This is a genomic window from Pseudarthrobacter enclensis (assembly GCF_001457025.1).
Classification (GTDB): domain Bacteria; phylum Actinomycetota; class Actinomycetes; order Actinomycetales; family Micrococcaceae; genus Arthrobacter; species Arthrobacter enclensis.
In genome coordinates, this window is sequence record NZ_KQ758600.1 from 16,480 (window position 1) to 40,210 (window position 23,731).

The window sequence follows — 23,731 nt, forward strand, 5'->3', positions numbered from 1 at the left end:
GTTCGAGGCCTTGCCGCCCCGCTAGCATTGCCGCAACACAACGTCGTGGAGGGATGCATGTCATGATCGGTAACAGCTACGCGGACACTTACCAGGCAAGCCTCGCCAACGCCGAAGAGTTCTGGCTCGGCGCCGCGGCCGGCATCAGCTGGGCCACTTTCCCGCACCGTGCGCTCGACGCAGAGCGGGCTCCGCTCTACGGCTGGTTTCCGGACGGCACCCTGAACACCGCCTACAACGCTCTGGACCGCCATGTGGAGGCAGGCCGGGGAAGCCAGGATGCCCTCATCTACGACTCCGCCATGACAGGGGCCCGCCGCACTTACAGCTACGCGGACCTGACCGGGCTCGTTGCCGACTTCGCCGGTGTGCTCCGGGACAGGGGCGTCGGCAAGGGGGACCGGGTGGTGATCTACATGCCGATGATTCCCGAAGCCGTCATCGCCATGCTGGCCACGGCAAGGCTCGGCGCCGTCCACTCCGTGGTCTTCGGCGGGTTCGCGCCCAAGGAACTCGCAGCACGCATCCGCGACGCCGGACCGGTCCTGGTGGTTACTGCCTCGGGAGGAGTGGAACCGGCCCGCCGGGTCGAATACCTGCCCGCCGTCGCCGAGGCGCTCACCCTTGCCGGGGTTCCCGGCCTGCCGGTCATCGTCAAGGCGAGGGACGGTTTCGCGTCAACCGCCGCGGACCACGGCTGGCTGGACTGGGATGGCCAGATGGAGGGTGCCCGGCCGGCCGCGCCCGTGGAGGTGGCGGCAACTGACCCGCTGTACATCCTCTACACCTCCGGCACCACCGGCACGCCCAAGGGGGTGGTGCGGGACAACGGGGGCTATGCGGTCGCCTTGGAATGGACACTGAGGAACATTTACGGCGCCGGCCCCGGGGACGTCATGTGGACGGCCTCGGACGTCGGCTGGGTGGTGGGACACTCCTACATCGTCTACGGCCCGCTGCTCGCCGGCGCAACCACCGTCCTTTACGAAGGAAAGCCGGTGGGGACCCCGGATGCCGGGGCCTTCTGGCGGGTCATCCGGGACCATGGCGTCAACGTCCTCTTCACCGCCCCCACCGCGCTGCGGGCCATCCGGAAAGCCGATCCGGAACTTGCCCTGCTGCGGGGCTACGACATCTCAAGCCTGCGGACTCTCTTCACAGCGGGGGAGCGGCTGGACACGGACACCTTCCACTGGGCTGCAAGGTCGCTGGGCGTGCCGGTGGTTGACCATTGGTGGCAGACGGAAACAGGCTGGGCCATCTGCGCCAATCCCCGGGGGCTGGAGGAACTGCCCATCAAGGCAGGGTCGCCCGGCGTGCCCATGCCGGGGTTCCGGCTCGCCATCGTCGACGGGATGGGGGCAGACGTGGGGCCGGGAGTGGAAGGCAATATCGTGCTGGGGCTGCCGCTGCCGCCCGGCACCCTCACCACCCTCTGGGGCAACGATGAACGGTTCGTCTCCTCCTACCTGCAGGCCTTTGAGGGCCGCTACGCCACCGGGGACTCCGGCTACAAGGACAGTGACGGCTACGTGTATGTCATGGGCCGCACTGACGACATCATCAACGTCGCGGGGCACCGCTTGTCCACCGGCGCCATGGAACAGGTGATCGGCCGCCATCCTGCCGTGGCCGAGTGTGCCGTCATCGGCCTGGCCGATCCGCTGAAGGGGCAGCGGCCCAGCGGCTATGTGGTCCTCAAATCGGGTGTCGACCTGCCGGAGGACGTGCTGGCCGCGGAACTGGTCGCCATGGTGCGCCAGGATATTGGCGCGGTCGCCGACTTCAAGCACGTCATGGTGGTGGAGGCGCTCCCCAAGACCAGGTCCGGAAAGATCCTCCGCAAGACCATGCGGCAGATCGCCGACGGCGGCGAGTACTCGGTGCCGTCCACCATCGAGGACGCCGGGGTCATCGACCAGCTCCTGGGAACGCTGCGGCCCCGGAACGCTGAACCGGGGAAGGGCGGCTAGCCGGCCGTCAGCGGCCGCTCCAGCGGTACTCGTTCTCCGGCCGGCCCGGGGTTCCGTAGCGGGCAGTGCGCTGGACGGTGCCGGTGTCGGCGAGGTATTCCAGGTAGCGGCGGGCCGTCACCCGGGACATTCCCAGGGCGTCCATGACCTCCGTGGCGGAGACCGCGTTCCGCTGGTCCTTGAGGAATTCCTGGACCGAGTCCAGCGTGGAGGCGGACAACCCCTTGGGCAGGGGCAGTTCCGAGGGCGCCCGCAGGGAAGCGAAGGCCTGGTCCACTTCGCTCTGGGACGCTCCCGCTTTTCCCGCGCCGCCGCTGCCATCGGCCAGTTGCTGCCGGAACAGGCGATAGCTTTCGAGTTTGTCGGCAAAGGTGGCAAAGGTGAAGGGCTTGATCAGGTACTGGACCACGCCGATGGCAACGGCGCTGCGGACCACGGCGAGTTCACGCACCGCGGTAATGGCGATGATGTCCGCGAGGATGCCCCCCGCCCGCATGCGGCGGGCTATGTCCAGCCCGTGGAGGTCGGGAAGGTTCATGTCCAGCAGGACCAGTTCCACCGGGTTCCCGGACGCGGCGAGCTCGCCCAGCAGCCGCAGGGCCGATTGCCCGTCGGGGGCGGTCCCGGCCAGTTCGAAGCCTGGCAGGCGGCCCACGTAGGCCGCATGTGCCGCCGAGGCGATGGCTTCGTCCTCAACGACGAGGACGCGGATGTTGCTCACGCTTTATGCTCCCTTTCCGGCAGCGTCGTTCCCGGCAGCAGGCCTTGGGGCGGACCTGTGTTCCTGCGCCGGTGCGCCCGGCGAAGCTGTGGCCGGGAGGAAGACTTCGAACTTGGCTCCCCGGCGGCCGTTGATGGTCAGCCGGCCGCCGAGCCGCTGCACGGCCTGGCGCACCAGGGCAAGGCCGATTCCACGTCCGCCCGGACCGCCGGGCTTGGTGCTGAATCCGTGCCTGAAGAGCTGGTCTGCTGTGGCCGGATCGATGCCGGCCCCGGAGTCGTGGACAGCGATGTCCAGTCCTTCCTCGTCAGACTCTACCGTCAGCTCCACCCGGCGTGGAGGCGGAGCATCGGCGGCCGCGTCGATGGCATTGTCCAGCAGGTTTCCCAGGATGGTCACCAGGTCCTGGACGGCGATGCCCGGCGACGTGCCGGAACCGAGGGCCGCGACGTCAAGGTGCACACCCCGTTCGTGGGCTTCGGCGGCCTTGCCTATCACCAGCGCGCCGAGTACCGGTTCATCCACCGAGCCGACCATGTCATCGGTGAGCTGCTGGCTCAGCTCAAGGTCCTTCGTGGCGAAGTCGAGCGCTTCCTGCGTCCGTCCCAGCTCAAGCAGCGAAACCATGGTGTGGAGCCGGTTGGCGTGTTCGTGGGTCTGGGCCCGGAGGGCATCGGAGAGCGTGCGCATGGTCTCAAGTTCATTGCCCAGGGCTTCGATTTCCGTCCTGTCCCGGAGCGTGGCCACCGTTCCGTAGACCGGTGTCCTTCCCCGCGGCCCGAACGGTTCCGGGCCCGCAGCGGGCCCCTGGTTCACCACCAGCACCCGGGAGCCGCTGAGGACAATTTCGTCCTTGGCTGTCCGGCCGGATTCGAAGAGGCTGCGCAGCTCCCGGTCCAGCGGAAGGTCGGACAGCGATGGAGGCCTGGTGGGGTCGCCCCCGCTGCTCTGGGCGAGTCCAAGGAGCTCCGCCGCCTGGTCGTTGTACATCACCACGCGGCCCCGGGTGTCGATCAGGATCAGGCCTTCACGGACCGAGTGCAGCACCGACTCGTAGTAGGCGAACAGCTGCGAGAGCTGTTCCGGGCCCCAGCCGCGCGTCACCCGGCGAAGGTACCGTCCCAGCAGCCAGGAGGCCAGGGAACCGCCCAGCAACAGGGCCAGTCCGATGGCTGCCAGCGCGGGAAGGCGGGCGGCGAACGCGACGTCCACGGTGCCCACCGTGACGCCCGCCGCCACCAGCGCACGGACGGTTCCGGCGTCGTCCTTGACCGGAACAATGGTGCGCACCGACGGGCCGAGGGTGCCGCTGGTGACCTCCGTGAAGGTTTCCCCCCGCAGGGCAGCATCAATGGAACCGATGTAGGGCCTGCCCAGCTCCTCGTTCCGCGGGTGCGTCCAGCGGGTCCGGTCCGGGGCCATGATGGTGATGAAATCCACGTGCGCGGCCTCCATGACGTCCAGTGCGTAGGGCTGCAGGACCGACGACGGATCCTGCGTGCCCGCGGCCTGGAGCACCAGCGGGTTGGACGCGATCGCGGTGGCAATGCCGGTCATCCGCAGCCCGGCCTCGCTGTAGGTCCGGTCCCGGGCATCGACATAGGCGGCGGTGCCCACCACGGCGATGAACGACACCACGATCAGCAGGTTTGCCACAAAAAGCCGGCGGGCGATGCTCCAGCGGTGAATCATCCGTGCCTCACCTCCACCTTCCTCCGTCCACAGGCGGACACCCTGCAGCGTTTCCTGCCCCGCGACCAATATGAACGCAACAGTGAGCTGGATCACGGCGTGGCCAATGATGGATATCACACCGCACGGACGTGATGAGCCCAGAGACTGTGCCGCAGCGTCTATCAGATTATCCAAAGGAGACACATCATGGCTTCTCAACGGGGAGAGTCCCTGGACACCGCACCGCGGCGCAAAGGCCTCGACAAATCGCACTACCTCTACATCGCCGTCATTGCCGCCGTCATCCTGGGCGCGCTGGTTGGCCTGCTCTTCCCTGAAGTCGGCAAGTCGCTCAAGCCGCTGGGGGACGGGTTCATCAAGCTGATCAAGATGATGATCGCGCCGGTGATCTTCTGCACGATCGTCCTGGGCATCGGCTCCATCGCCAAGGCCGCCACGGTCGGCAAGGTCGGCGGCCTCGCGCTGGGCTACTTCGTCGTCATGTCCACCTTCGCCCTGGCCATCGGCCTCGTGGTGGGCAACCTGATCCACCCCGGTGAGGGCCTCAAGCTCACCCCGTACGATCCGAACAAGAAGGCCGCCACCGACAGCACTGTCGACTTCCTCCTCGGCATCATTCCGGGTGACATTCCCGTGCTGCCCACCCTGCTGGCAGCCATCCTGGTCGGCTTCGCCCTCCAGAAGATGGGCCCCCAGGGTGCCCCCATCCTCAAGGCCATCGGCCATGGCCAGGCCCTGGTCTTCCGCATCCTCATCATGATCATGTGGCTGGCCCCGATCGGCGCCTTCGGTGCCATTGCCGCCGTGGTGGGAGCCACCGGCGTGCAGGCCATCGTGAGCATGTTCACGCTGATGATCGCCTTCTACATCACCTGCGCCCTGTTCATCGTGGTCATCCTCGGCGGCCTCCTGCAGGTTGTCTCCGGAGTCAACATCTTCAAGCTCATGAAGTACCTGGCCCGGGAGTACCTCCTGATCTTCTCCACCTCGTCCTCGGAAGCCGCCCTTCCCCGCCTGATCGCCAAGATGGAGCACCTGGGCGTCTCCAAGCCGGTGGTCGGCGTGACCGTTCCCACCGGCTACTCCTTCAACCTGGACGGCACGGCCATCTACCTGACCATGGCCTCCCTGTTCGTCGCCAACGCCATGGGCACGCCGCTGGACCTCGGCGCCCAGATCTCCCTGCTGGTCTTCATGATCATCGCCTCCAAGGGCGCCGCCGGCGTCACCGGGGCAGGCCTGGCAACGCTGGCCGCAGGCCTGCAGGCCCACAAGCCGGAACTCCTGGGCGGCGTAGGCATGATCGTCGGCATCGACCGCTTCATGTCCGAGGCCCGCGCACTGACCAACTTCACCGGCAACGCGGTGGCCACCATCCTCATCGGCACCTGGGTGAAGGAGATCGACGGCGGCCAGGTGGGCCGCGTCCTCTCCGGCGCGGAGCCGTTCGATGAGCGGACCATGATCGCCGGCCACGGCGAGGCGGCGCCGAAGGAGGAAGGCGCCAGGACCGTCGCCAACGCCTAGGCTTCACAGCAAGAGCACCACAGCCCCCGGAGCACGCTCCGGGGGCTGTTTTGCGCCCGCAGTCCAGCAACCTTCGACCTCAACTAGAGGGTCAAGGCTCAACATTCGGGGAAAGTCAAGTTATCCGGAATACCGTGTCGGCGGCTGTAGCCTTGAGGGGAAGGAAGGGCGCTGGCACTCCAGCGGCAGCAAGTCACCGTCATCGAAAGTGTGGACAGATACGTGAGCAGCGAACAGGGTTCAGCAACTCTGGAAGGCACGGAATTCGACCTCGACAACGCGGTGATGGGTCCCACCGGGCGCCCATTGCGTGATTTTCCGGAACCGGCGCCGCTGCCCTCCCATGGGCCGGCCCGGGTGATTGCCATGGTCAACCAGAAGGGCGGCGTGGGGAAGACGACGTCCACGATCAACCTGGCCGCGGCCCTGGCAGAGTACGGCCGGCGCGTCCTGCTGGTGGATTTCGATCCCCAGGGTGCACTGTCCGCGGGCCTTGGCATCAATCCGCACGAACTGGACCTCACCGTCTACAACGTCCTGATGGACCGCAAAGTGGACATCCGCGAGGCCATCCACCAGACCGGCGTGGAGAACGTCGACCTGCTTCCGGCCAACATCGACCTCTCAGCGGCGGAGGTGCAACTGGTCAATGAGGTGGCCCGTGAACAGGTCCTGGACCGTGCCCTGAAGAAGGTCGAGGACGACTACGACGTCGTCCTGATCGACTGCCAGCCCTCACTGGGGCTGCTGACCGTTAACGCGCTGACGGCGGCCCACGGCGTGATCATCCCGCTCATCTGCGAATTCTTCGCCCTGCGTGCCGTGGCACTGCTGGTCGAAACCATCGACAAGGTCCAGGACCGGCTCAACCCGCGGCTGCAGGTCGACGGCGTCCTGGCCACCATGTACGACGCCCGCACGCTGCACAGCCGCGAAGTCATCACCAGGCTGGTGGAGGCCTTCGGCGACAAGGTCTTCGAAACCGTCATCAAACGCTCCATCAAGTTCGCCGATGCCACAGTGGCGGCCGAACCGATCACCAGCTATGCAGGCAACCATGTGGGGGCCGACGCGTACCGCCGCCTCGCCAAGGAACTGATCTCGCGCGGCGGCGCACCGTAGCCACGCCGTGGCCGAAACCAAACCCGCCTTTGAGGTACGGCTGGCCAACTTTACCGGCCCGTTCGATCTCCTCCTGGGGCTGATCGCCAAACACCAGCTGGACATCACCGAAGTGGCCATCGCCTCGGTGACCGACGAGTTCATCAAATACATCCGGGCGCTGCAGGACCTCGGTGAGGAATGGGCCCTGGACGAGGCCAGCGAGTTCCTGGTCATCGCCGCCACGCTGCTGGACCTGAAAGCAGCACGGCTGCTGCCTGCCGGTGAAGTGGAAAGCGACGAGGACATCGCCCTCCTTGAAGCCAGGGACCTGCTTTTCGCCCGGCTGCTCCAGTACAAGGCCTTCAAGCAGGTTGCCGGGCTCATGGGTGAAACGCTGCAGCAGGAAGGCCGCCGCTTTCCCCGGCAGGTGGCGCTGGAGGAGCACTTCGCCGCCATGCTCCCCGATCTGGTGTGGAAGCACACGCCTGAACAGTTCGCCGCCCTGGCCGCCGCCGCCCTGGAGCCCAAGGCGCCGCGGCCCACCGAAGTCGGTTTGGGCCACCTTCACGGCGGCACGGTCAGCGTCAAGGAACAGGCCGGAATCCTGGGCCGGCGGCTGCAGCAGGAATCGCCCCTGACCTTCCGGGCGCTGACGTCGGACGCCGAAAGCACCCTGGTGGTGGTGGCACGGTTCCTGGCGCTGCTGGAGTTGTACCGGGACAGGGCGGTGGCCTTCGACCAGGTCTCACCCCTGGCAGACCTTGCCATCCACTGGACGGCGGGGGAACGGGAATGGTCGGAGGAGAACGTGAGCGAGGAATACGAGGAGCAGGTATGAGTACCGCCGGACATGATGACGGTCACGCGGCCTTCCAGGGCGTACCCGGAGGCGCCAAGGCAGCGTTGGAGGCCGTCCTCATGGTCCTCGACCAGCCGGCCACCGAGGAAGAACTTGCAGCCGGCCTGGAACTGACCGTGGAAGAGGTCCGCGTCCTGCTGGCGGAGCTGCAGGCGGAATACAACGGTTATACTGATAAAGCCCCGGAGAGGGAGCAGGCCGGCACCGCCGGTCTCGGCTCCAGCCCCCGGGGTTTTGAATTGCGGAACATCGCCGGTGGCTGGCGGATCTACTCCCGCGCCGCTTTTGCCGACATCGTCGGCAAGTACGTGCTCGAGGGGCAGACGGCCAGGCTCACCCAGGCGGCATTGGAAACGCTGGCGGTCATCGCTTACCGGCAGCCGGTTTCCCGGGCACGGGTGTCTGCAATTCGCGGAGTCAACGTTGACTCTGTCGTACGGACACTTGCCCAGCGCGGGCTGATCGAGGACGCGGGAACAGATCCCGAGTCCGGGGCCATCCTTTACCGGACCACCTCCTATTTCCTTGAACGGATGGGAATCAGCTCAGTGGCCGGGCTGCCGCAGCTTTCCCCGCACCTTCCGGGGCTGGAAGGCATTGCGGAGTTCTACGACGCCGACACAATGTAGGCCGGGCCCACCGGCCTCACGAAATATCCACCACGGCAGAGAGATACTGCCCGGCTGGCCAGGGTTGTCCGAAGACAACTTTGACGGCCACAACACCAAAGGACGGGTCATGACACAGGCGGGACGCCAGGGTTCACCACGTAACGGTTCAGGGCGCGGCGGCGAGCCGCAGCGCAGCAACTCCCGGCAGGGAGGCAAGGGCGCCGGCGCCGGCAAGCGCGGCGCAGGCTTCGGCAGCGAGCGGCCGCACCGCGCCGCCAAACCCCGGGAAGAGCGGTTTGTCGATCCCGACCTCGCCGGGTCCCAGCAGGGACGGGGCGCATCGAATGCGGGCAAGCCGTCATCCCGGAAGCCGGGCGCCCGCAAACCGGGTGCCAACAAGGCCCCGGGCACTCCGGGAGCACTGAAGCCGAAGCCGCGCACCGGCGCGCCGGGTGCCGCAGCGTCCCGCGCCTTCGGAAGCGAACGCTTCGGCCAGAACCTTGGTCCCGTGCGCAAGCCGGGCCGCACGAAGGGTCCACGCAGCAACGTTCCCCAGTCCGAACTCCACGACGCCGACGGTGTCCGCCTCCAGAAGGTCATGGCGTCCGCCGGCGTCGCGTCGCGCCGCGTCTGCGAAGAGATGATCACCGAGGGCCGGGTTGAGGTGGACGGCCACGTCGTCACCGAACTGGGCATGCGCGTCGACCCCAAGACCGCAGTCATCCATGTGGACGGACTCCGTATCCAGCTCGACGAGAACCTGGTGTACATGGTGTTCAACAAGCCCAAGGGCGTGGTGTCCACCATGGAGGACCCCGAGGGGCGTCCGTGCATCAGTGACTTCCTGAAGAACAACAAGAACACCGGTGAGCGGCTCTTCCACGTGGGAAGGCTTGACGTTGCCACCGAGGGCCTGCTGCTCCTGACCAACGACGGCGAACTGGCCAACCGCTTGACCCATCCGTCCTACGAAGTCCCCAAAACCTACCTGGTCCAAGTCCGGGGACCGTTCCCGCAGGGAATCGGTGCCCAGCTGAAGGCCGGCGTGGAACTCGAAGACGGGCCGGCCGCAGTGGACTCGTTCCGCCTGGTGGATTCCACCCCCGGCCACGTCCTCATCGAAGTTGTCCTGCACTCGGGCAAGAACCGCATTGTCCGGCGTATGTTCGACGCTGTCGGCTTCCCCGTCCAGCGGCTCGTCCGCGTCAAGGTCGGCCCCATCGGCCTTGGTGACCAGCGCCAGGGGAGCATCCGCAACCTCGGCAAGCAGGAGATCGGGCACCTGCTGGCCTCCGTGGGACTCTGAGGCGTGTCCGCGTTCAAGAGCCACGGCCGCGGACACCTTGACGGGCCGGTGGTGGTGATCGGCACCGGGCTGCTCGGTACCAGCATCGGACTCGGGCTCAGGGGCCGCGGCGTGCCGGTCTTCCTGTCCGATCCGTCACCCACCAACCAGGCTGTGGCAGTGGACATCGGAGCCGGCCGCCCGCTCGCCGAACTCGGTGACGCGTCGCCCCAGCTGGTGGTGGTGGCAGCCCCGCCGGACGTTACGGCCGACGTCGTCCTTCGGGCGCTGTCCGACTACCCGGACGCAGTCGTGGTGGACATCGCCAGCATCAAGGCCGGCATCCTTGCCCGCCTGCGCAGCAGCGGGACGGACCTGTCACGGTACGTGGGAACCCACCCGATGGCGGGGCGTGAAAAGTCGGGACCGGTTGCTGCCCGCGGTGAACTGTTCACATCCATGCCGTGGGTCCTCTGCCCGTCGGAGGAAACCTCGGCCGCCGCCCTGCAGACAGCACGGTCCCTGGCCTCGGACCTGGGCGCCGTCGTGTCGCAGTTCACCCCGGATGAACATGACGAAGCCGTGGCACTGGTCTCGCACCTGCCCCAGGTCATGTCCTCGCTGCTGGCCAGCCGGCTGCAGGGAACCCCCCTGCACGCCCTGTCCCTGGCCGGCAATGGACTCCGCGACGTCACCAGGATCGCCGCCAGCGACCCCACGCTCTGGGTGCAGATCCTGGGCGGCAACGCCGCCAAGGTGGTGGAGATCCTCTACGGCGTGCGCGAGGACCTGAACCGCCTGATCGGAACCCTGGAAGACCCCGCCGCGCCCGGCGCCAGGCTCGACCTCGCCCAGCTCATGAGCGAGGGCAACGCAGGGCAGGCGAGGATCCCGGGCAAGCACGGCGGCCCGCCTCAGGCGTATTCCTGGCTGACCGTGCTGGTGGACGACCGGCCGGGACAGATCGCGCAGCTGCTCACTGAAATCGGCGAGATCGGCGTGAACCTCGAAGACCTGCGGCTTGACCATTCCTCCGGACAGAACGTCGGTATGGTGGAAATATCCGTGCTGCCCAACAAGCACGACCACCTGATCGAAGCCCTTAACGACCGCGGATGGCGGGTACTTCAGTAATGACACAAGAACTCCTCGAAACGGTGCGCGGCCTGCGCATCGGACGGCCCCTCGTCGTCGCCATCGATGGCCCTTCCGGTTCCGGCAAATCCAGCGTCAGCAAGGAAGTTGCCCGCAGGCTGCGGATTGCGTACCTGGACACCGGTGCCATGTACCGTGCGCTCACCTGGCACTGCGTCAACAGCAACATCGACCTTGACGACGCCGCCGCGGTCGAGCAGGCTGCCCGGGACCTGGTGCTGGACCTCAGCACCAGCCCACAGGAGGAATACGTCCGCGTGAACGGCGTGGATGTCACGGACGCGATCCGCGAACCCGCCATCTCCTCAGCCGTCAGCGCCGTGGCCACCACCCTGGGCGCACGGACGGAACTGATCCGGCGCCAGCGCGACCTCATCGACAAGCACCACCGCCGCATGGTGGTCGAGGGCAGGGACATCACCACCGTCGTCGCCCCCGGCGCTGAAGTGCGCATGCTGCTGACCGCCAGCGAAGAAGCCCGCCTGCGCCGACGCGGCATCCAGTTGGGCGGCACACAGAACGCCGAGGAACTCGCCGCCCAGGTGACCCACCGCGACGCCAAGGACTCCACCGTGGTGAACTTCACGCAGGCGGCGGACGGCGTCGTCACCCTGGACTCCTCCGATTTGGACTTCGAACAGACGGTGGACGCCGCCCTGGTCATCGTCACCAAGGTCCTCAACCGTGACTAAGGACGGCGCAGGGGCTCCGGCCGGCTGGACCATGTCCTGGAGCCGTCCCGTGGGCTGGGTCCTGGACCACGTCCTCTACCGCACCAGCGTTATGGGCCGGTCCAACGTGCCCACCGGCGGCCCGGTGATCTTTGCCGGAAACCACATCAGCTACCTGGACGGACCGGTGATGTTCGGCGCCGCCCCCCGCCCCATGCACATCCTGGTGAAACAGGAGATGTTCAAGGGATTCCTTGGCCGGGTGCTGACCGCCGCTGGACAGGTGCCCGTGGACCGCCGCGGCGACAGGGCGGCGCTGCAGCGCTGCAGGGACCTGCTCGACGCCGGGCGTTGCGTCGGCATCCTGCCGGAAGGAACGCGGGGGAGCGGTGACGCGTCGGGCATCAACGGCGGAGTCGCCTGGCTGGCCCTGAACTCCGGTGCGCCGGTTGTCCCGGTGGCCATCCTCGGAACCCGGATCGGGTCTGAAGACCTGGACACAGTGCCCCGCCCGGGCCGCCGGTTCCATGTGAGCTTTGGTCCGGCCCTCACCCTGACCCGCCGGGCCGGGGAAACAGGGCGTGCTTCAATGGACAGGGCGGCGCAGGAAATCCGCGCCGCACTGGCCGGGCACGTCCGCGACGCCATTCAGCTGAGCGGGCAGCCGCTGCCCCTTGCTGATGCTCCCCATGATTTGACAGCAGTAGCCGGGACGCCGGCAGATGACCACTTAAGGACAGTGCAATGAGCGACACCACGCAGACTCCGGGCCACTCCGGCGCGGCCGAATACGAATACACGCCCGCCGGCACCGACCAGGTGGCTGAGCGGCTGGCAGCCATGGGCGACGACGAGGCCGACCTCCGCGCCGCCTCCCTCCGGGCCGGCCTGGAGGACTACGAGCTCGATGAAGACGATGCCGCCCTGCTGAGCGGGGACTTTGACGACGAGGACTACGACGGACCCGTCAAGCTGGACCCCGTCCTGGCCATCATCGGGCGCCCCAACGTGGGCAAATCCACCCTGGTTAACCGCATCCTGGGCCGGCGCGAGGCCGTGGTGGAAGACACCCCCGGCGTCACCCGTGACCGCGTCATGTACTCCGCCCACTGGAACGGCCGCAACTTCACCCTGGTGGACACCGGCGGATGGGAGCACGACGCCCGCGGCATCCACGCCCGCGTGGCCGAGCAGGCCGAGATGGCCGTCGACCTGGCAGACGCCGTCCTTTTCGTGGTGGACTCCGCCGTTGGTGCCACGGCAACGGACGAAGCGGTCATGAAGATGCTCCGGCGCAGCATGAAGCCGGTGATCCTGGTGGCCAACAAGGTGGACGACTTCGCCCAGGAAGCCGAATCGGCGGTCCTGTGGGGGCTAGGATTCGGTGAACCATACCCGGTGTCCGCCCTGCATGGCCGCGGGGTCGCAGACCTCCTGGACAAGGTCATGGAGGTCCTGCCCGAGTTCTCCACCATCGAAGGCCTGGAACGGTCCGGCGGCCCCCGCCGGATCGCGCTGATCGGACGGCCCAACGTGGGCAAATCCTCGCTGCTGAACAAGCTGGCCGGCTCCGAACGCGTCGTGGTGGACAACACCGCCGGCACCACCCGCGACCCCGTGGATGAGTACATCGAGCTGGGCGGCCGGACGTGGCGGTTCGTCGACACCGCCGGCATCCGCCGCCGCCAGCACATGGCGCAGGGCGCGGACTACTACGCCTCGCTGCGGACGCAGGCCGCGCTGGAAAAGGCGGAGGTCGCCGTCGTCCTCCTGGCCGTGGACGAGGTCCTCAGCGAACAGGACGTACGGATTCTGCAGCTGGCCATCGAATCCGGCCGCGCCCTGGTGCTGGCCTTCAACAAATGGGACCTGCTGGACGACGAACGTCGCCGCTACCTGGAGCGGGAGATCGAACAGGACCTGGCGCACGTCGAATGGGCGCCGCGCGTGAACATTTCGGCCAAGACCGGGTGGCACAAGGACCGGCTGGTGCCGGCCCTGGACGTTGCCCTGGAGAACTGGGACAAGCGCATCCCCACCGGGCGCCTGAACGCCTTCCTGGGCGAACTCGTCGCCGCCCACCCGCACCCCGTCCGCGGCGGCAAGCAGCCACGGATCCTCTTCGGCACCCAGGCGTCCAGCCGGCCGCCGAAGTTCGTGCTGTTCACCACCGGATTCCTGGATCCCGGGTACCGCCGCTTCATCACCCGCCGGCTGCGCGAAACCTTCGGCTTCGAAGGCACGCCCATCGAGGTGAGCATGCGCGTGCGCGAGAAGCGGGGCCGGAAGCGCTGAGCCCGGTGTGATCCGCAACACGGAACGCGCCGAATCCCGGAAAGTGTCACTGGCACCCTCCGGGATCGTGTAAGCTCTTCTAGGTGGTTCGGCCGGACTGCTGATGAGAATCCAAAGGGTTCGAATGCAGCGGAGAACGGCGGACCAGCGGGCTGTAGCGCAGCTTGGTAGCGCACTTGACTGGGGGTCAAGGGGTCGCAGGTTCAAATCCTGTCAGCCCGACCATCGAAAGGCCGCTTTCCGGAATTGATCCGGAAAGCGGCCTTTTTCGGCTAATGCCCATCGGCATCACACCGTGTACGCGACTGGGTCAGTACCTTGTGCGGATGACGTAGCAATTCCGCTTATGGTCGTACCTGTCGCCCCACTCGAACCAATAATGGCCGTGGCGGTCGAAACAGATGTACAGGTAGTGGTGATTGCGGTGGTCGCGGTCGTAACCGCGGTCATCATGCCGGGAGGAACCGTAGCCCCTGTCGGTGTTGTTGCCGTCGGCAAAGGCAGCATTCGCTGCGCCGACCGAACCAAAGGTCAATCCCGCAGCCAGGACGGTGGAGCCCAGCAGGCGCGTTACTTTGTTCATTTCTTTTCCTTAGGTGATCGAATGATCGATGCCCCGCAGGAACAGGGAAGAGCAGGCAGCAAAAGCAGGCACGGCCGTCATTGGGCGCGGTCCACATCGTCGTCGACCCGCCTGTCTGCGGTTGTCACCCAAGCCTGGAGGCGTGGAAACGCCGGGGCTTGAGGGTGCGGGCGCCGGCTGTTGGTGTGAACCCGTTTCCCCCGGTTCACAGCCTGAGGGGGCGCCGCAGTGATGGCTGAACACATGGAAGCGGCCCGGAAGGGCTCTTGTTGTGAGGTATGAGCGCCTGTGTCTGGACCCTCATGCAACCAGTTCCGTCAGCCCGCAAAGATCGGTGCGGGGACGTGACAACAAGGATACTGACACGCTTCAGCAGGGGGAAGGGCTGCAGGACCGATAGGGGGGTCCTTCCCCAGACAGGGGGGGGAGTGGCGGCAGGTCCTACTTCAGGAACTTCGAGGTCCTCCGGTCGGCCAGGATCTTGCCCTTGGTCTGGCAGGTGGGGCAGTACTGCAACGAGGTGTCGGCGAACGACACCTCCCGCACCGTGTCGCCGCAGACCGAGCATGGCAGCCCTGTTCGGGCATGTACCCGCATGTGGCTCCGTTTGACGTCCTTGAGGTCCTTGGGCGGCTTTCCCTCTGCTTCGGCCAGGGCCTCGCCGAGCACGCTGTGGATGGCGTCGTAAAGGACCTGCACGGTTGCCCGGTCCAGCGACTTCGCGGTGGCGAATGGCGAAATGCGGGCAGCGTGCAGGATTTCGTCGCTGTAGGCGTTGCCGATGCCGGCGATGACGCTTTGGCTCCTCAGCAGGCCCTTGATCTGCTGCGGACTCCCGCGGAGGATTTCTGCGAGCATGTCGACGTCGAAGGCCTCTGTGAAGGGATCCGGGCCCAACGTTGCGATTCCGGGCACTTCATGCGGGTCCCGTACCACGTAGACGGCAAGGCTCTTCTTGGTGCCCGCTTCCGTCAGGTCAAAACCCCGTGGCCCGTCCGGCCCGGAGAAGGCGCAGCGGACGGCAATGAGGCCCTTGCCCATCTTCAGTTGGCTGTCCGCGGGGGAGTCCGTGAAGCGGAGCCAACCGGCGCGTGCCAGGTGGAACACCAGGGACACGCCCTCCATGTCGATGCTGATGAACTTGCCGAACCGGCGCACCCCGACCACCGTACGGCCCTCGAGGGTGTTGAACGGCGGGTCGGCCGTCTTCAGGACAGCGAAGGACACCAACTGAAGTTTTGTCAGGACCGATCCGCGAAGCTGCTCATCCAAGAACTTCGCCAGTCCCGCCACCTCGGGAAGCTCCGGCACTGCTACCTGCCTTCCTGCAAAGCATGGCGCCACCAGGGGCGCGTGTGCGTCCCATCTTCGCAGATGTCCCGGTGAACGCCCCGGCAGATATGCCTATACTTTCAGCGGCGGTCCGTTTCCCGGGCCCGCCGACTTGGTGTCCAGCCCGATGAAAGGCCCCAGATGAGCAACATTCCCGAAGACCTGTCCTACACCGCCGAACACGAGTGGGTCACCGCTCCCAATGCCGACGGCGTGGTCCGCGTCGGCATCACCGACTTCGCCCAGGACGCGCTTGGAGATGTTGTTTACGCCCAGATGCCCGAAGTCGGCACGAAGATTACGGCCAACGAAGTGGTGGGCGAAGTGGAATCCACCAAGAGCGTCAGCGACATTTATGCGCCGGTTTCCGGTGAAGTGGTGGCCCGGAACGAATCCCTGGACTCCGATTCGGCGCTTATCAACACGGATCCGTACGGCGACGGCTGGCTGATCGAAGTCAAACTTGCTGAAGCGGACGCCGTGGACTCGTTGCTCAGTGCATCCGAGTACGAACAGCAGGTAGGCTAAAGCTAACCGGTTAATCCGGTCCGGCCCGCGTCGCAGCCACAGCGTCATCGCACGTCAAAGGCCGGATGGGGAGCCGGGACCGGACCTGCCGGGCAGGTCCGGCTGGCAAACGTTGGTTGCACGCCGGAAGGCTGCAGCGGAAAGAGGAGGAATCCATGGCTGGCCACACATCGAACCCTGCCGATGGGGAATACGGCACGGGTGCGGCTAAGGCGTCGGAGACCACCTCCATCCATCTCACCCCCGTCCGGGACGAGCCCACCATCGCGCCCAAGCTTTCGCTGGAGGAGCGCAATTCCGTGGAGGCACTGCCGGCCGGCTCGGCGCTGCTGGTGGCCCACAGCGGACCCAACGCCGGTGCGCGTTTCCTCCTGGATTCCGACGTCACCACTGCCGGCCGCCACCCGGATGCCGACATCTTCCTCGACGACGTCACGGTGTCCCGCCGCCACGTCGAGTTCCGCCGTACGGCCCGCAGCTTCGAGGTAGTAGATAAGAACAGCCTGAACGGCACCTACGTCAACCATGACCGGGTGGACGCGGTGGAGCTTAAGTCCGGCAGCGAAGTCCAGATCGGCAAGTTCCGCCTTACCTTCTACCTGAGCCCTGCCACCGCTGCAGGCCGCGGCTGATCCGGGGACCGCTGCCTGTGGCAATGGCACAACCCGACCGCCGGGGACCCCAGGTCCTGAACATTGGCGAGGTCCTCGCCCAGCTCAGTGCCGACTTCCCCGGGATGACCGCGTCCAAAATCCGGTTCCTCGAGGAAAAGGGACTGATCAACCCGCGTCGCACCCCGGCCGGCTACCGGCAGTATTCCGACGGCGACGTCGAGCGCCTGCGGTTCGTCCTCGCGCTCCAGCGCGACCAGTACCTCCCGCTGAAGGTGATCAAGGACTACCTGGACGCCATCGACAGGGGGGAACGTCCCGAAAACCTGCCGCCCGGCGTCGTGGTTTCCCCGCGCATCGTGTCCGACGAACTTGCCGCCGAGCTGCAGAACCACGGCCGCAGGCTCAGCGAGGACCAGCTCCGGACCGAATCCGGTGCCAGCGTCCCGCTGCTGAAGTCCCTGCTCGACTTCGGCCTGATCAGCCACAGCAACGGCTACTTCGATGAACACGCCCTCCAGGTTGCCCGCGCTTGCGTGCAGCTGGAAAGCCATGGCCTTGAGCCGCGCCACCTCCGCCCCTTCCAGGCGGCGGCGGAACGGGAGTTCGGGCTGGTGGAACGTGCGGTGGCGCCCCTGGCGTCCCGCAAGGACTCCGCATCCCAGGCGCGCGCAGCTGAGGCAGCCCGCGAAATCAGCGACCTTTGCCTCACCCTGCACCGTGCCCTGGTGCAGGACCACATCTCACGCATGGACATCTGATGATTGAAGTCGAGATTGTGGGCGTTCGGATCGAACTGCCCTCCAACCAGCCCCTGGTCCTGCTCCGGGAGATGCACGGGGAGCGGCACGTCCCCATCTGGATCGGTACGCCTGAAGCCAGCGCCATTGCCCTCGCCCAGCAGGGCGTGGTTCCGCCGCGGCCCATGACGCACGACCTCCTGGTGGACGTCGTGGAATCACTGGGCCATTCGGTGGTCAGTGTCAACATCGTGGCCGTCGAGGACAACATTTTCTACGGCCAGCTCCAGTTTGAGAACGGCACCACCGTCAGCTCCCGGGCCTCCGATGCGCTGGCTGTTGCGCTGCGGGCCAAGTGCCGGATCTGGTGCGCGGATTCCGTCATGGACGAGGCCGGGGTACGGATTACCGAACACGACGAGGGCGAGGACACCGAGCCCAATCCCACCGTGGACGAGGAACGCGAGCTGCGCCGCTTCCGTGAATTCCTCGACGACGTCGAGCCGGAGGATTTCGACGGTTAGGTCACGTTAAGGTTAAAGTTGAGGCTGAAAGTTTCGACACGCCTGCTGAAAGCCCCAACGTCTTTGACCTTGGCGCCACCCGGGCCTAACGTCGAAGTATCAAGTTCCCATTGCCTACGGCAGCCGCGCAAGTCACACTGGAAAGTGCGCCCCGCGAAAATTACATGCATGGTCTTCAGGCCAAGGCTGCTGCTGTGGTTCCCCGGGAGCGTACGACAAGGAGGAGCCAGGTGAGTCCTAAAGGCGAAGCAGGCGGGCTGAAACAGCCCACGGCCGGGGCTGCTGTGCCCGTAAGCGGTGCCCAGGGCCTCCTCTTTACCGAAGACCTTCCCGTCCTGGACGAGGACGCGGGCTACCGCGGACCCACCGCCTGCAAAGCGGCCGGCATCACCTACCGGCAGCTGGACTACTGGGCCAGGACCGGCCTGGTAGAACCGGCAGTCCGCGGCGCCGCGGGTTCAGGTTCACAACGGCTCTACGGCTTCCGGGACATCCTGGTCCTCAAGGTCGTCAAGCGGCTCCTGGATACCGGTGTATCGCTGCAGCAGATCCGTACCGCCGTCGAACACCTCCGTGAGCGCGGCGTGGAAGACCTGGCGCAGATCACCCTGATGAGCGACGGCGCCAGCGTCTACGAATGCACCTCCGCCGATGAAGTCATCGACCTCGTGCAGGGCGGCCAGGGTGTCTTCGGCATCGCCGTCGGACGAGTCTGGCGTGAGGTGGAAGGCAGCCTGGCATCGCTGCCCAGCGAGCATGCCGCGGAGCAGACTTTCCCGGACGACGAGCTCAGCAAGCGTCGTGCGGCCCGCAAGATCAGCTGACGCCGCAGGCAACCGAATACTTGGACAAGCAGCAGGGGCCGCTCCGGACGGAGCGGCCCCTGCTGCTTAACTCTGTGTGCTGACGGTCTGCCGCCAGTGCCCTACTGGCGCACCCTGACCCGCAAGCCGCTGCCCGCCGTCATCAGGTTGCCCAGCAGCTCATCGAAGAGGGCGGACACTGCCTTGGCGGAATCGCCCGGCCAGTGGTGCACGGGGTGGGCGGCACCCTGGATCTGCTGCCAGTTCGCCTGTTCGGGGATCCTGGGGCTCAGCAGCAGGTCGCCGAACATGGACTCCATCTCCGCCAGTCGGTAGGAATGCTCCGACGATCCAGTGCGGACGCGGTTGGCCACGATCCCGGCAGGCGACAGGTTGGGCGCGAACTCCTGCTTGAACAGCTGGATGGCACGCATGGTCCGCTCCGTGCCGGCCACGGAGAACAGGCCGGGCTCTGCCACCAAGGCAACCTTGTCACTGGCCGACCAGGCCATCCTGGTGAGCCCGTTCAGGGACGGAGGGCAGTCCACCAGCACCAGCTGGTAGTCACCGGCCCCGGCAAGCACGGCAGAGAGGCGGCGCAGGTCGCGGCGGCCCAGGTCGGGGCGGTCATAGATGCCTGTGTACGCGGAGCCGACGGCGACATCCAGGACGGCGGGGCCGGAACCGTTGGTGCCGGTCCTGTCGCTCCAGTTGCTCCGGACCACGTTCTCCGCCAGCTTGGCGCGCCGGGGACTCTTGAGCATCCTCCCGATATCCAGCTGGTCGCCGGGCTGGACCCCCAGCGCGGTGGTGGCATCGGCGTGGGGATCGAGGTCCACGACCAGTGTCCGGATTCCGGCGGCCAGTGCCGCAGAGGCCAATCCCGTGGTGACGGAAGTCTTGCCGACTCCACCCTTGAGGCTGCTGATGCTGACTACTTGCACTTGAGAGACCAAAACCTAACGCCGGATGCCGTGTTGGGAGTAATGTTTGCTCCGGCGGAACCGAAGCCGGACGGTCCTGCCGCCCTACTCATCATATGTGGATGCCGCGGCTAATCCCGTTTTCCGGGCTGTCGGCATGGCACTGGCGGTGCAGGCGGGGCTCTGCGCGTCGCCCCGGTGCAAACCAAACAGGACATGACGGGAAATTCTGTGACGGCTGACACAAAGATTTGTGTTTGCCCTTGTAGGTCCTAGACACTGTGACCACTCACCGATCCACCCAGCAATGATGCAGGAGAAGCATGTTTTCCAAAGTTCTGGTGGCCAACCGCGGCGAAATCGCGATCAGGGCCTTCCGCGCCGGCTACGAGCTGGGCGCCAAGACCGTTGCCGTTTTTCCCCATGAGGACCGAAACTCGATCCACCGCCAGAAAGCGGACGAGGCCTACCTGATTGGCGAGGAGGGGCACCCTGTCCGTGCCTACCTGGATGTCGCCGAAGTCATCCGGGTGGCCAAGGAATCCGGCGCCGACGCCATCTACCCGGGCTACGGATTCCTGTCCGAAAACCCTGACCTGGCCCGTGCCGCCAAGGAAGCCGGCATCACCTTCGTCGGCCCGCCCGCCGAGGTCCTGGAGCTCGCCGGAAACAAGGTGGCTGCGCTCAAGGCGGCGCGCGAGGCCGGGGTCCCCGTCCTGAAGTCCAGCGCACCGTCCAAAGACCTGGACGAGCTGCTGGCCGCTGCCGACGAGATCGGCTTTCCCATCTTTGCCAAGGCCGTTGCAGGCGGCGGCGGCCGCGGCATGCGCCGCGTGGACACCCGTGAGGCCCTGCCCGAGGCGCTGCAGTCGGCCATGCGCGAGGCGGACGCGGCGTTCGGCGACCCCACCATGTTCCTGGAGCAGGCAGTCCTGCGCCCGCGGCACATCGAAGTGCAGATCCTCGCGGACGCTGAAGGCAACGTCATGCATCTCTTCGAGCGGGACTGTTCAATCCAGCGCCGCCACCAGAAGGTCATTGAGATCGCCCCCGCACCCAACCTGGACGAGGGCATCCGCCAGGCGCTGTACCGCGATGCCGTGAAGTTCGCCCAGGCCCTGAACTACGTCAACGCCGGTACGGTCGAGTTCCTGGTGGACACCGAGGGCGAGCGGGCCGGCCAGCACGTGTTCATCGAAATGAACCCGCGTATCCAGGTGGAGCACACCGTCACCGAAGAAGTGACCGATGTGGACCTGGTGCAGGCCCAGATGCGCATTGCCTCCGGTGAAACCCTCGCCGACCTGGGCCTCTCCCAGGACGCCGTCAAGCTTCGCGGCGCAGCCCTGCAGAGCCGCATCACCACCGAGGACCCCGCCAACGGCTTCCGCCCCGACGTCGGAAAGATCACCGGCTACCGCTCCGCCGGCGGCGCGGGCGTAAGGCTCGACGGCGGCACCGTCTACTCGGGTGCCGAGATCAGCCCCCACTTCGACTCCATGCTGGTCAAGCTCACCTGCCGCGGCAGGGACTACCCGGCCGCCGTTGCCCGTGCGCGGCGAGCACTGGCAGAGTTCCGCATCCGTGGTGTCTCCACGAACATCCCCTTCCTCCAGGCCGTCCTGGACGATCCCGACTTCATTGCCGGCGATGTTGCCACGAACTTCATCGACCAGCGGCCGCAGCTGCTCAAGGCACGGGTCTCCGCCGACCGCGGAACCAAGCTGCTCACGTGGCTGGCCGATGTCACCGTCAACAAGCCCAACGGCGAGCTGACTGTCCACTCCGACCCGGCCGGCAAGCTGCCGTCGGTCAAGGGCAGCCAGGCCGCTCCGGGATCCCGGCAGAAACTCCTCGAACTGGGACCGGAGGGCTTCGCCCAGGCACTGCGCGAACAAAACGCCGTGGCGGTTACCGACACCACGTTCCGCGACGCCCACCAGTCCCTCCTGGCTACCCGCGTCCGCACCAGGGACCTTGTGGCCGCCGGCCCTGCCTACACGCACCTGCTCCCTGAGCTGCTGTCCGTGGAAGCCTGGGGCGGCGCCACCTACGACGTCGCACTCCGTTTCCTCGGTGAAGACCCGTGGGACCGGCTCGCAGCCCTGCGTGCGGCCATGCCGAACGTCTGCATCCAGATGCTGCTCCGCGGCCGCAACACCGTGGGATACACCCCGTACCCGGAGGAAGTCACCGAGGCGTTCGTCAACGAGGCGGCAGCCACCGGTATCGACATCTTCCGCATCTTCGACGCCCTCAACGACGTCAACCAGATGGCGCCGGCCATCCGCGCCGTCCGCGCCACCGGCACCGCCCTGGCCGAAGTTGCGCTGTGCTACACGGGCGACCTGCTTGACCCGGCCGAGAAGCTGTACACACTGGACTACTATCTGGACCTGGCACAGAAGATCGTCGACGCCGGCGCCCACATCCTGGCCATCAAGGACATGGCAGGCCTGCTGCGTCCGGCGGCCGCCGCCAAGCTTGTGGCGGCGCTGCGTGAACGCTTCGACCTTCCCGTCCACCTGCACACCCACGACACCGCAGGCGGCCAGCTCGCTACCCTGCTGGCCGCCGTGGATGCAGGCGTGGACGCCGTCGACGTCGCATCCGCCTCCCTGGCCGGCACCACCAGCCAGGTGTCGGCGTCCGCCCTGGTGGCAGCGCTGGCACACACGCCCCGCGACACCGGACTGGACCTGGATGCTGTCAGCTCGCTCGAGCCCTACTGGGAAGCCGTCCGCCGCGTCTACGCGCCGTTCGAATCGGGGCTGCCCGGTCCCACCGGCCGTGTGTACAAGCACGAAATCCCCGGCGGCCAGCTGTCCAACCTCCGCCAGCAGGCCATGGCACTGGGCCTGGGGGAGCGGTTTGAAGCCATCGAGGACATGTACACCGCCGCCGACCGCATCCTGGGCCACCTGGTGAAGGTCACCCCGTCCTCCAAGGTGGTGGGCGACCTTGCCCTGCACCTGGTGGGGCTCAACGCCGACCCCGCCGATTTCGAAGAGAACCCGCAGAACTACGACATCCCGGACTCCGTCATCGGATTCCTGTCCGGCGAACTCGGTGATCCCCCCGGAGGATGGCCGGAACCGTTCCGCACCAAGGCCCTGCAGGGCCGCAGCGTGAAGGTCCGCGACGTCGAACTCAGCGCCGAGGACAGCGCGGCGCTCAAGGCTGACTCCAAGACCCGCCAGCACACGCTGAACCGGCTGCTCTTCGACGGTCCGACCAAGGACTACCTGAAGAGCGTGGAAACGTACGGCAACATCTCGGTCCTCGATACCCGCGACTACCTCTACGGCTTCCAGCGCGGAGCCGAACACGAGATCCAGCTGGAACGCGGCGTGCGCCTGATCGCCTCGCTGGAGGCTGTATCCGAGCCCGACGAAAAAGGCATGCGGACCGTCATGTGCACACTCAACGGACAGTCCCGGCCCGTGGTGGTCCGCGACCGTTCCGTGGTCAGCAACGTCAAGGCTGCCGAGAAGGCCGACCCCGCCCAGCCCGGCCAGGTCGCCGCGCCGTTCGCCGGTGCCGTCACCGTCACAGTGAAGGCCGGAGACACGGTGAACGCCGGCGACACGGTAGCCACCATCGAAGCCATGAAGATGGAAGCCTCCATCACGACGCCGGTGGGCGGCAAGGTCTCCCGCCTCGCCATCTCCGCGGTGGAGCAGGTGCAGGGCGGCGACTTGCTCCTCGTCGTCGAGCAGTAACACTCGGAATTACCAGGAATGGTCCTTCCGGCATACGGCGGGAGGACCATTCCTTTTTGTCTACTGGAG

At 66.5% G+C, this 23,731-nt stretch carries 21 protein-coding genes and 1 tRNA gene; 17 read left to right on the forward strand and 5 right to left on the reverse strand.

Annotated features, from left to right (window positions below; translation table 11 throughout):
* Window positions 1-62 precede the first annotated feature (62 nt).
* On the forward strand, window positions 63-1,973 hold the full coding sequence (locus AS031_RS04760; protein ID WP_058267583.1) for an AMP-binding protein: 1,911 nt from the start codon (window positions 63-65) through the stop codon (window positions 1,971-1,973).
* A gap of 7 nt (window positions 1,974-1,980) precedes the next feature.
* On the opposite strand, the gene AS031_RS04765 is transcribed toward AS031_RS04760, so the two are convergent.
* Both AS031_RS04765 and AS031_RS04770 read right to left on the reverse strand, forming a co-directional pair.
* Window positions 1,981-2,694 (reverse strand): response regulator, encoded by a 714-nt coding sequence (locus AS031_RS04765; protein WP_058267009.1) that lies wholly within the window; start codon window positions 2,692-2,694, stop codon window positions 1,981-1,983.
* Between the two features lie 3 nt (window positions 2,695-2,697).
* A complete protein-coding gene (locus AS031_RS04770; RefSeq protein WP_058267584.1) occupies window positions 2,698-4,386 on the reverse strand; it encodes a sensor histidine kinase in 1,689 nt (562 codons plus the stop codon).
* Between the two features lie 189 nt (window positions 4,387-4,575).
* Here AS031_RS04770 and AS031_RS04775 point away from each other — a divergent pair, with 189 nt between their 5' ends.
* From AS031_RS04775 to AS031_RS04820, 10 genes are all read left to right on the forward strand, one after another.
* The gene (locus AS031_RS04775) at window positions 4,576-5,916 is read left to right on the forward strand and encodes a cation:dicarboxylate symporter family transporter (RefSeq protein ID WP_058267010.1); all 1,341 of its coding nucleotides are present in this window, start codon (window positions 4,576-4,578) and stop codon (window positions 5,914-5,916) included.
* A gap of 222 nt (window positions 5,917-6,138) precedes the next feature.
* On the forward strand, window positions 6,139-7,038 hold the full coding sequence (locus AS031_RS04780) for a ParA family protein (RefSeq protein WP_058267011.1): 900 nt from the start codon (window positions 6,139-6,141) through the stop codon (window positions 7,036-7,038).
* 7 nt (window positions 7,039-7,045) lie between these two features.
* Window positions 7,046-7,858, forward strand: coding sequence for a segregation and condensation protein A (locus AS031_RS04785; protein WP_058267012.1), 813 nt, complete (start codon window positions 7,046-7,048; stop codon window positions 7,856-7,858).
* The gene (gene scpB / locus AS031_RS04790) at window positions 7,855-8,508 is read left to right on the forward strand and encodes an SMC-Scp complex subunit ScpB (RefSeq protein WP_058267013.1); all 654 of its coding nucleotides are present in this window, start codon (window positions 7,855-7,857) and stop codon (window positions 8,506-8,508) included. The genes AS031_RS04785 and scpB overlap by 4 nt, the downstream gene beginning before the upstream one ends.
* A 109-nt stretch (window positions 8,509-8,617) precedes the next feature.
* Window positions 8,618-9,796: a pseudouridine synthase gene (locus AS031_RS04795; RefSeq protein WP_058267585.1), complete on the forward strand. Its 1,179-nt coding sequence runs from the start codon at window positions 8,618-8,620 to the stop codon at window positions 9,794-9,796.
* Between the two features lie 3 nt (window positions 9,797-9,799).
* Window positions 9,800-10,909, forward strand: coding sequence for a prephenate dehydrogenase (locus tag AS031_RS04800; protein ID WP_058267014.1), 1,110 nt, complete (start codon window positions 9,800-9,802; stop codon window positions 10,907-10,909).
* A complete protein-coding gene (gene cmk / locus AS031_RS04805) occupies window positions 10,909-11,622 on the forward strand; it encodes a (d)CMP kinase (protein WP_058267015.1) in 714 nt (237 codons plus the stop codon). Before AS031_RS04800 ends, cmk begins: the two co-directional genes overlap by 1 nt.
* Before the next feature lie 31 nt (window positions 11,623-11,653).
* A complete protein-coding gene (locus AS031_RS04810; RefSeq protein WP_058267016.1) occupies window positions 11,654-12,349 on the forward strand; it encodes a lysophospholipid acyltransferase family protein in 696 nt (231 codons plus the stop codon).
* A complete protein-coding gene (der, locus tag AS031_RS04815) occupies window positions 12,346-13,896 on the forward strand; it encodes a ribosome biogenesis GTPase Der (protein WP_058267017.1) in 1,551 nt (516 codons plus the stop codon). Before AS031_RS04810 ends, der begins: the two co-directional genes overlap by 4 nt.
* Before the next feature lie 148 nt (window positions 13,897-14,044).
* Window positions 14,045-14,121, forward strand: a tRNA-Pro gene (locus AS031_RS04820).
* 85 nt (window positions 14,122-14,206) lie between these two features.
* On the opposite strand, the gene AS031_RS04825 is transcribed toward AS031_RS04820, so the two are convergent.
* Both AS031_RS04825 and AS031_RS04830 read right to left on the reverse strand, forming a co-directional pair.
* Complete coding sequence (locus tag AS031_RS04825) at window positions 14,207-14,479, reverse strand: hypothetical protein (protein ID WP_058267018.1); 273 nt, start codon at window positions 14,477-14,479, stop codon at window positions 14,207-14,209.
* Between the two features lie 441 nt (window positions 14,480-14,920).
* Window positions 14,921-15,790, reverse strand: coding sequence for an Fpg/Nei family DNA glycosylase (locus AS031_RS04830; protein ID WP_058267019.1), 870 nt, complete (start codon window positions 15,788-15,790; stop codon window positions 14,921-14,923).
* 162 nt (window positions 15,791-15,952) lie between these two features.
* On the opposite strand from AS031_RS04830, the gene gcvH reads away from it, so the two are divergent.
* The 5 genes from gcvH (at window position 15,953) to AS031_RS04855 (ending at window position 19,038) form a co-directional block, all read left to right on the forward strand.
* Entirely contained in the window at window positions 15,953-16,339 is a 387-nt protein-coding gene (gene gcvH / locus AS031_RS04835) for a glycine cleavage system protein GcvH (protein ID WP_058267020.1), read from the forward strand.
* 155 nt (window positions 16,340-16,494) lie between these two features.
* Entirely contained in the window at window positions 16,495-16,971 is a 477-nt protein-coding gene (locus AS031_RS04840; RefSeq protein WP_058267586.1) for an FHA domain-containing protein, read from the forward strand.
* Between the two features lie 23 nt (window positions 16,972-16,994).
* Window positions 16,995-17,711 (forward strand): transcriptional regulator FtsR, encoded by a 717-nt coding sequence (gene ftsR, locus AS031_RS04845; RefSeq protein ID WP_058267021.1) that lies wholly within the window; start codon window positions 16,995-16,997, stop codon window positions 17,709-17,711.
* Window positions 17,711-18,214 (forward strand): bifunctional nuclease family protein, encoded by a 504-nt coding sequence (locus tag AS031_RS04850; protein ID WP_058267022.1) that lies wholly within the window; start codon window positions 17,711-17,713, stop codon window positions 18,212-18,214. Before ftsR ends, AS031_RS04850 begins: the two co-directional genes overlap by 1 nt.
* A 230-nt stretch (window positions 18,215-18,444) precedes the next feature.
* Window positions 18,445-19,038: a MerR family transcriptional regulator gene (locus AS031_RS04855; RefSeq protein ID WP_045732426.1), complete on the forward strand. Its 594-nt coding sequence runs from the start codon at window positions 18,445-18,447 to the stop codon at window positions 19,036-19,038.
* A 101-nt stretch (window positions 19,039-19,139) separates the two neighbouring features.
* Here the strand turns inward: AS031_RS04855 and AS031_RS04860 are convergent, their stop codons facing one another.
* On the reverse strand, window positions 19,140-19,961 hold the full coding sequence (locus tag AS031_RS04860; protein WP_058267023.1) for a ParA family protein: 822 nt from the start codon (window positions 19,959-19,961) through the stop codon (window positions 19,140-19,142).
* Between the two features lie 302 nt (window positions 19,962-20,263).
* Between AS031_RS04860 and AS031_RS04865 the strand changes: the two genes are divergently transcribed.
* The gene (locus tag AS031_RS04865) at window positions 20,264-23,662 is read left to right on the forward strand and encodes a pyruvate carboxylase (RefSeq protein ID WP_058267024.1); all 3,399 of its coding nucleotides are present in this window, start codon (window positions 20,264-20,266) and stop codon (window positions 23,660-23,662) included.
* The last annotated feature ends 69 nt before the right edge of the window (window positions 23,663-23,731 follow it).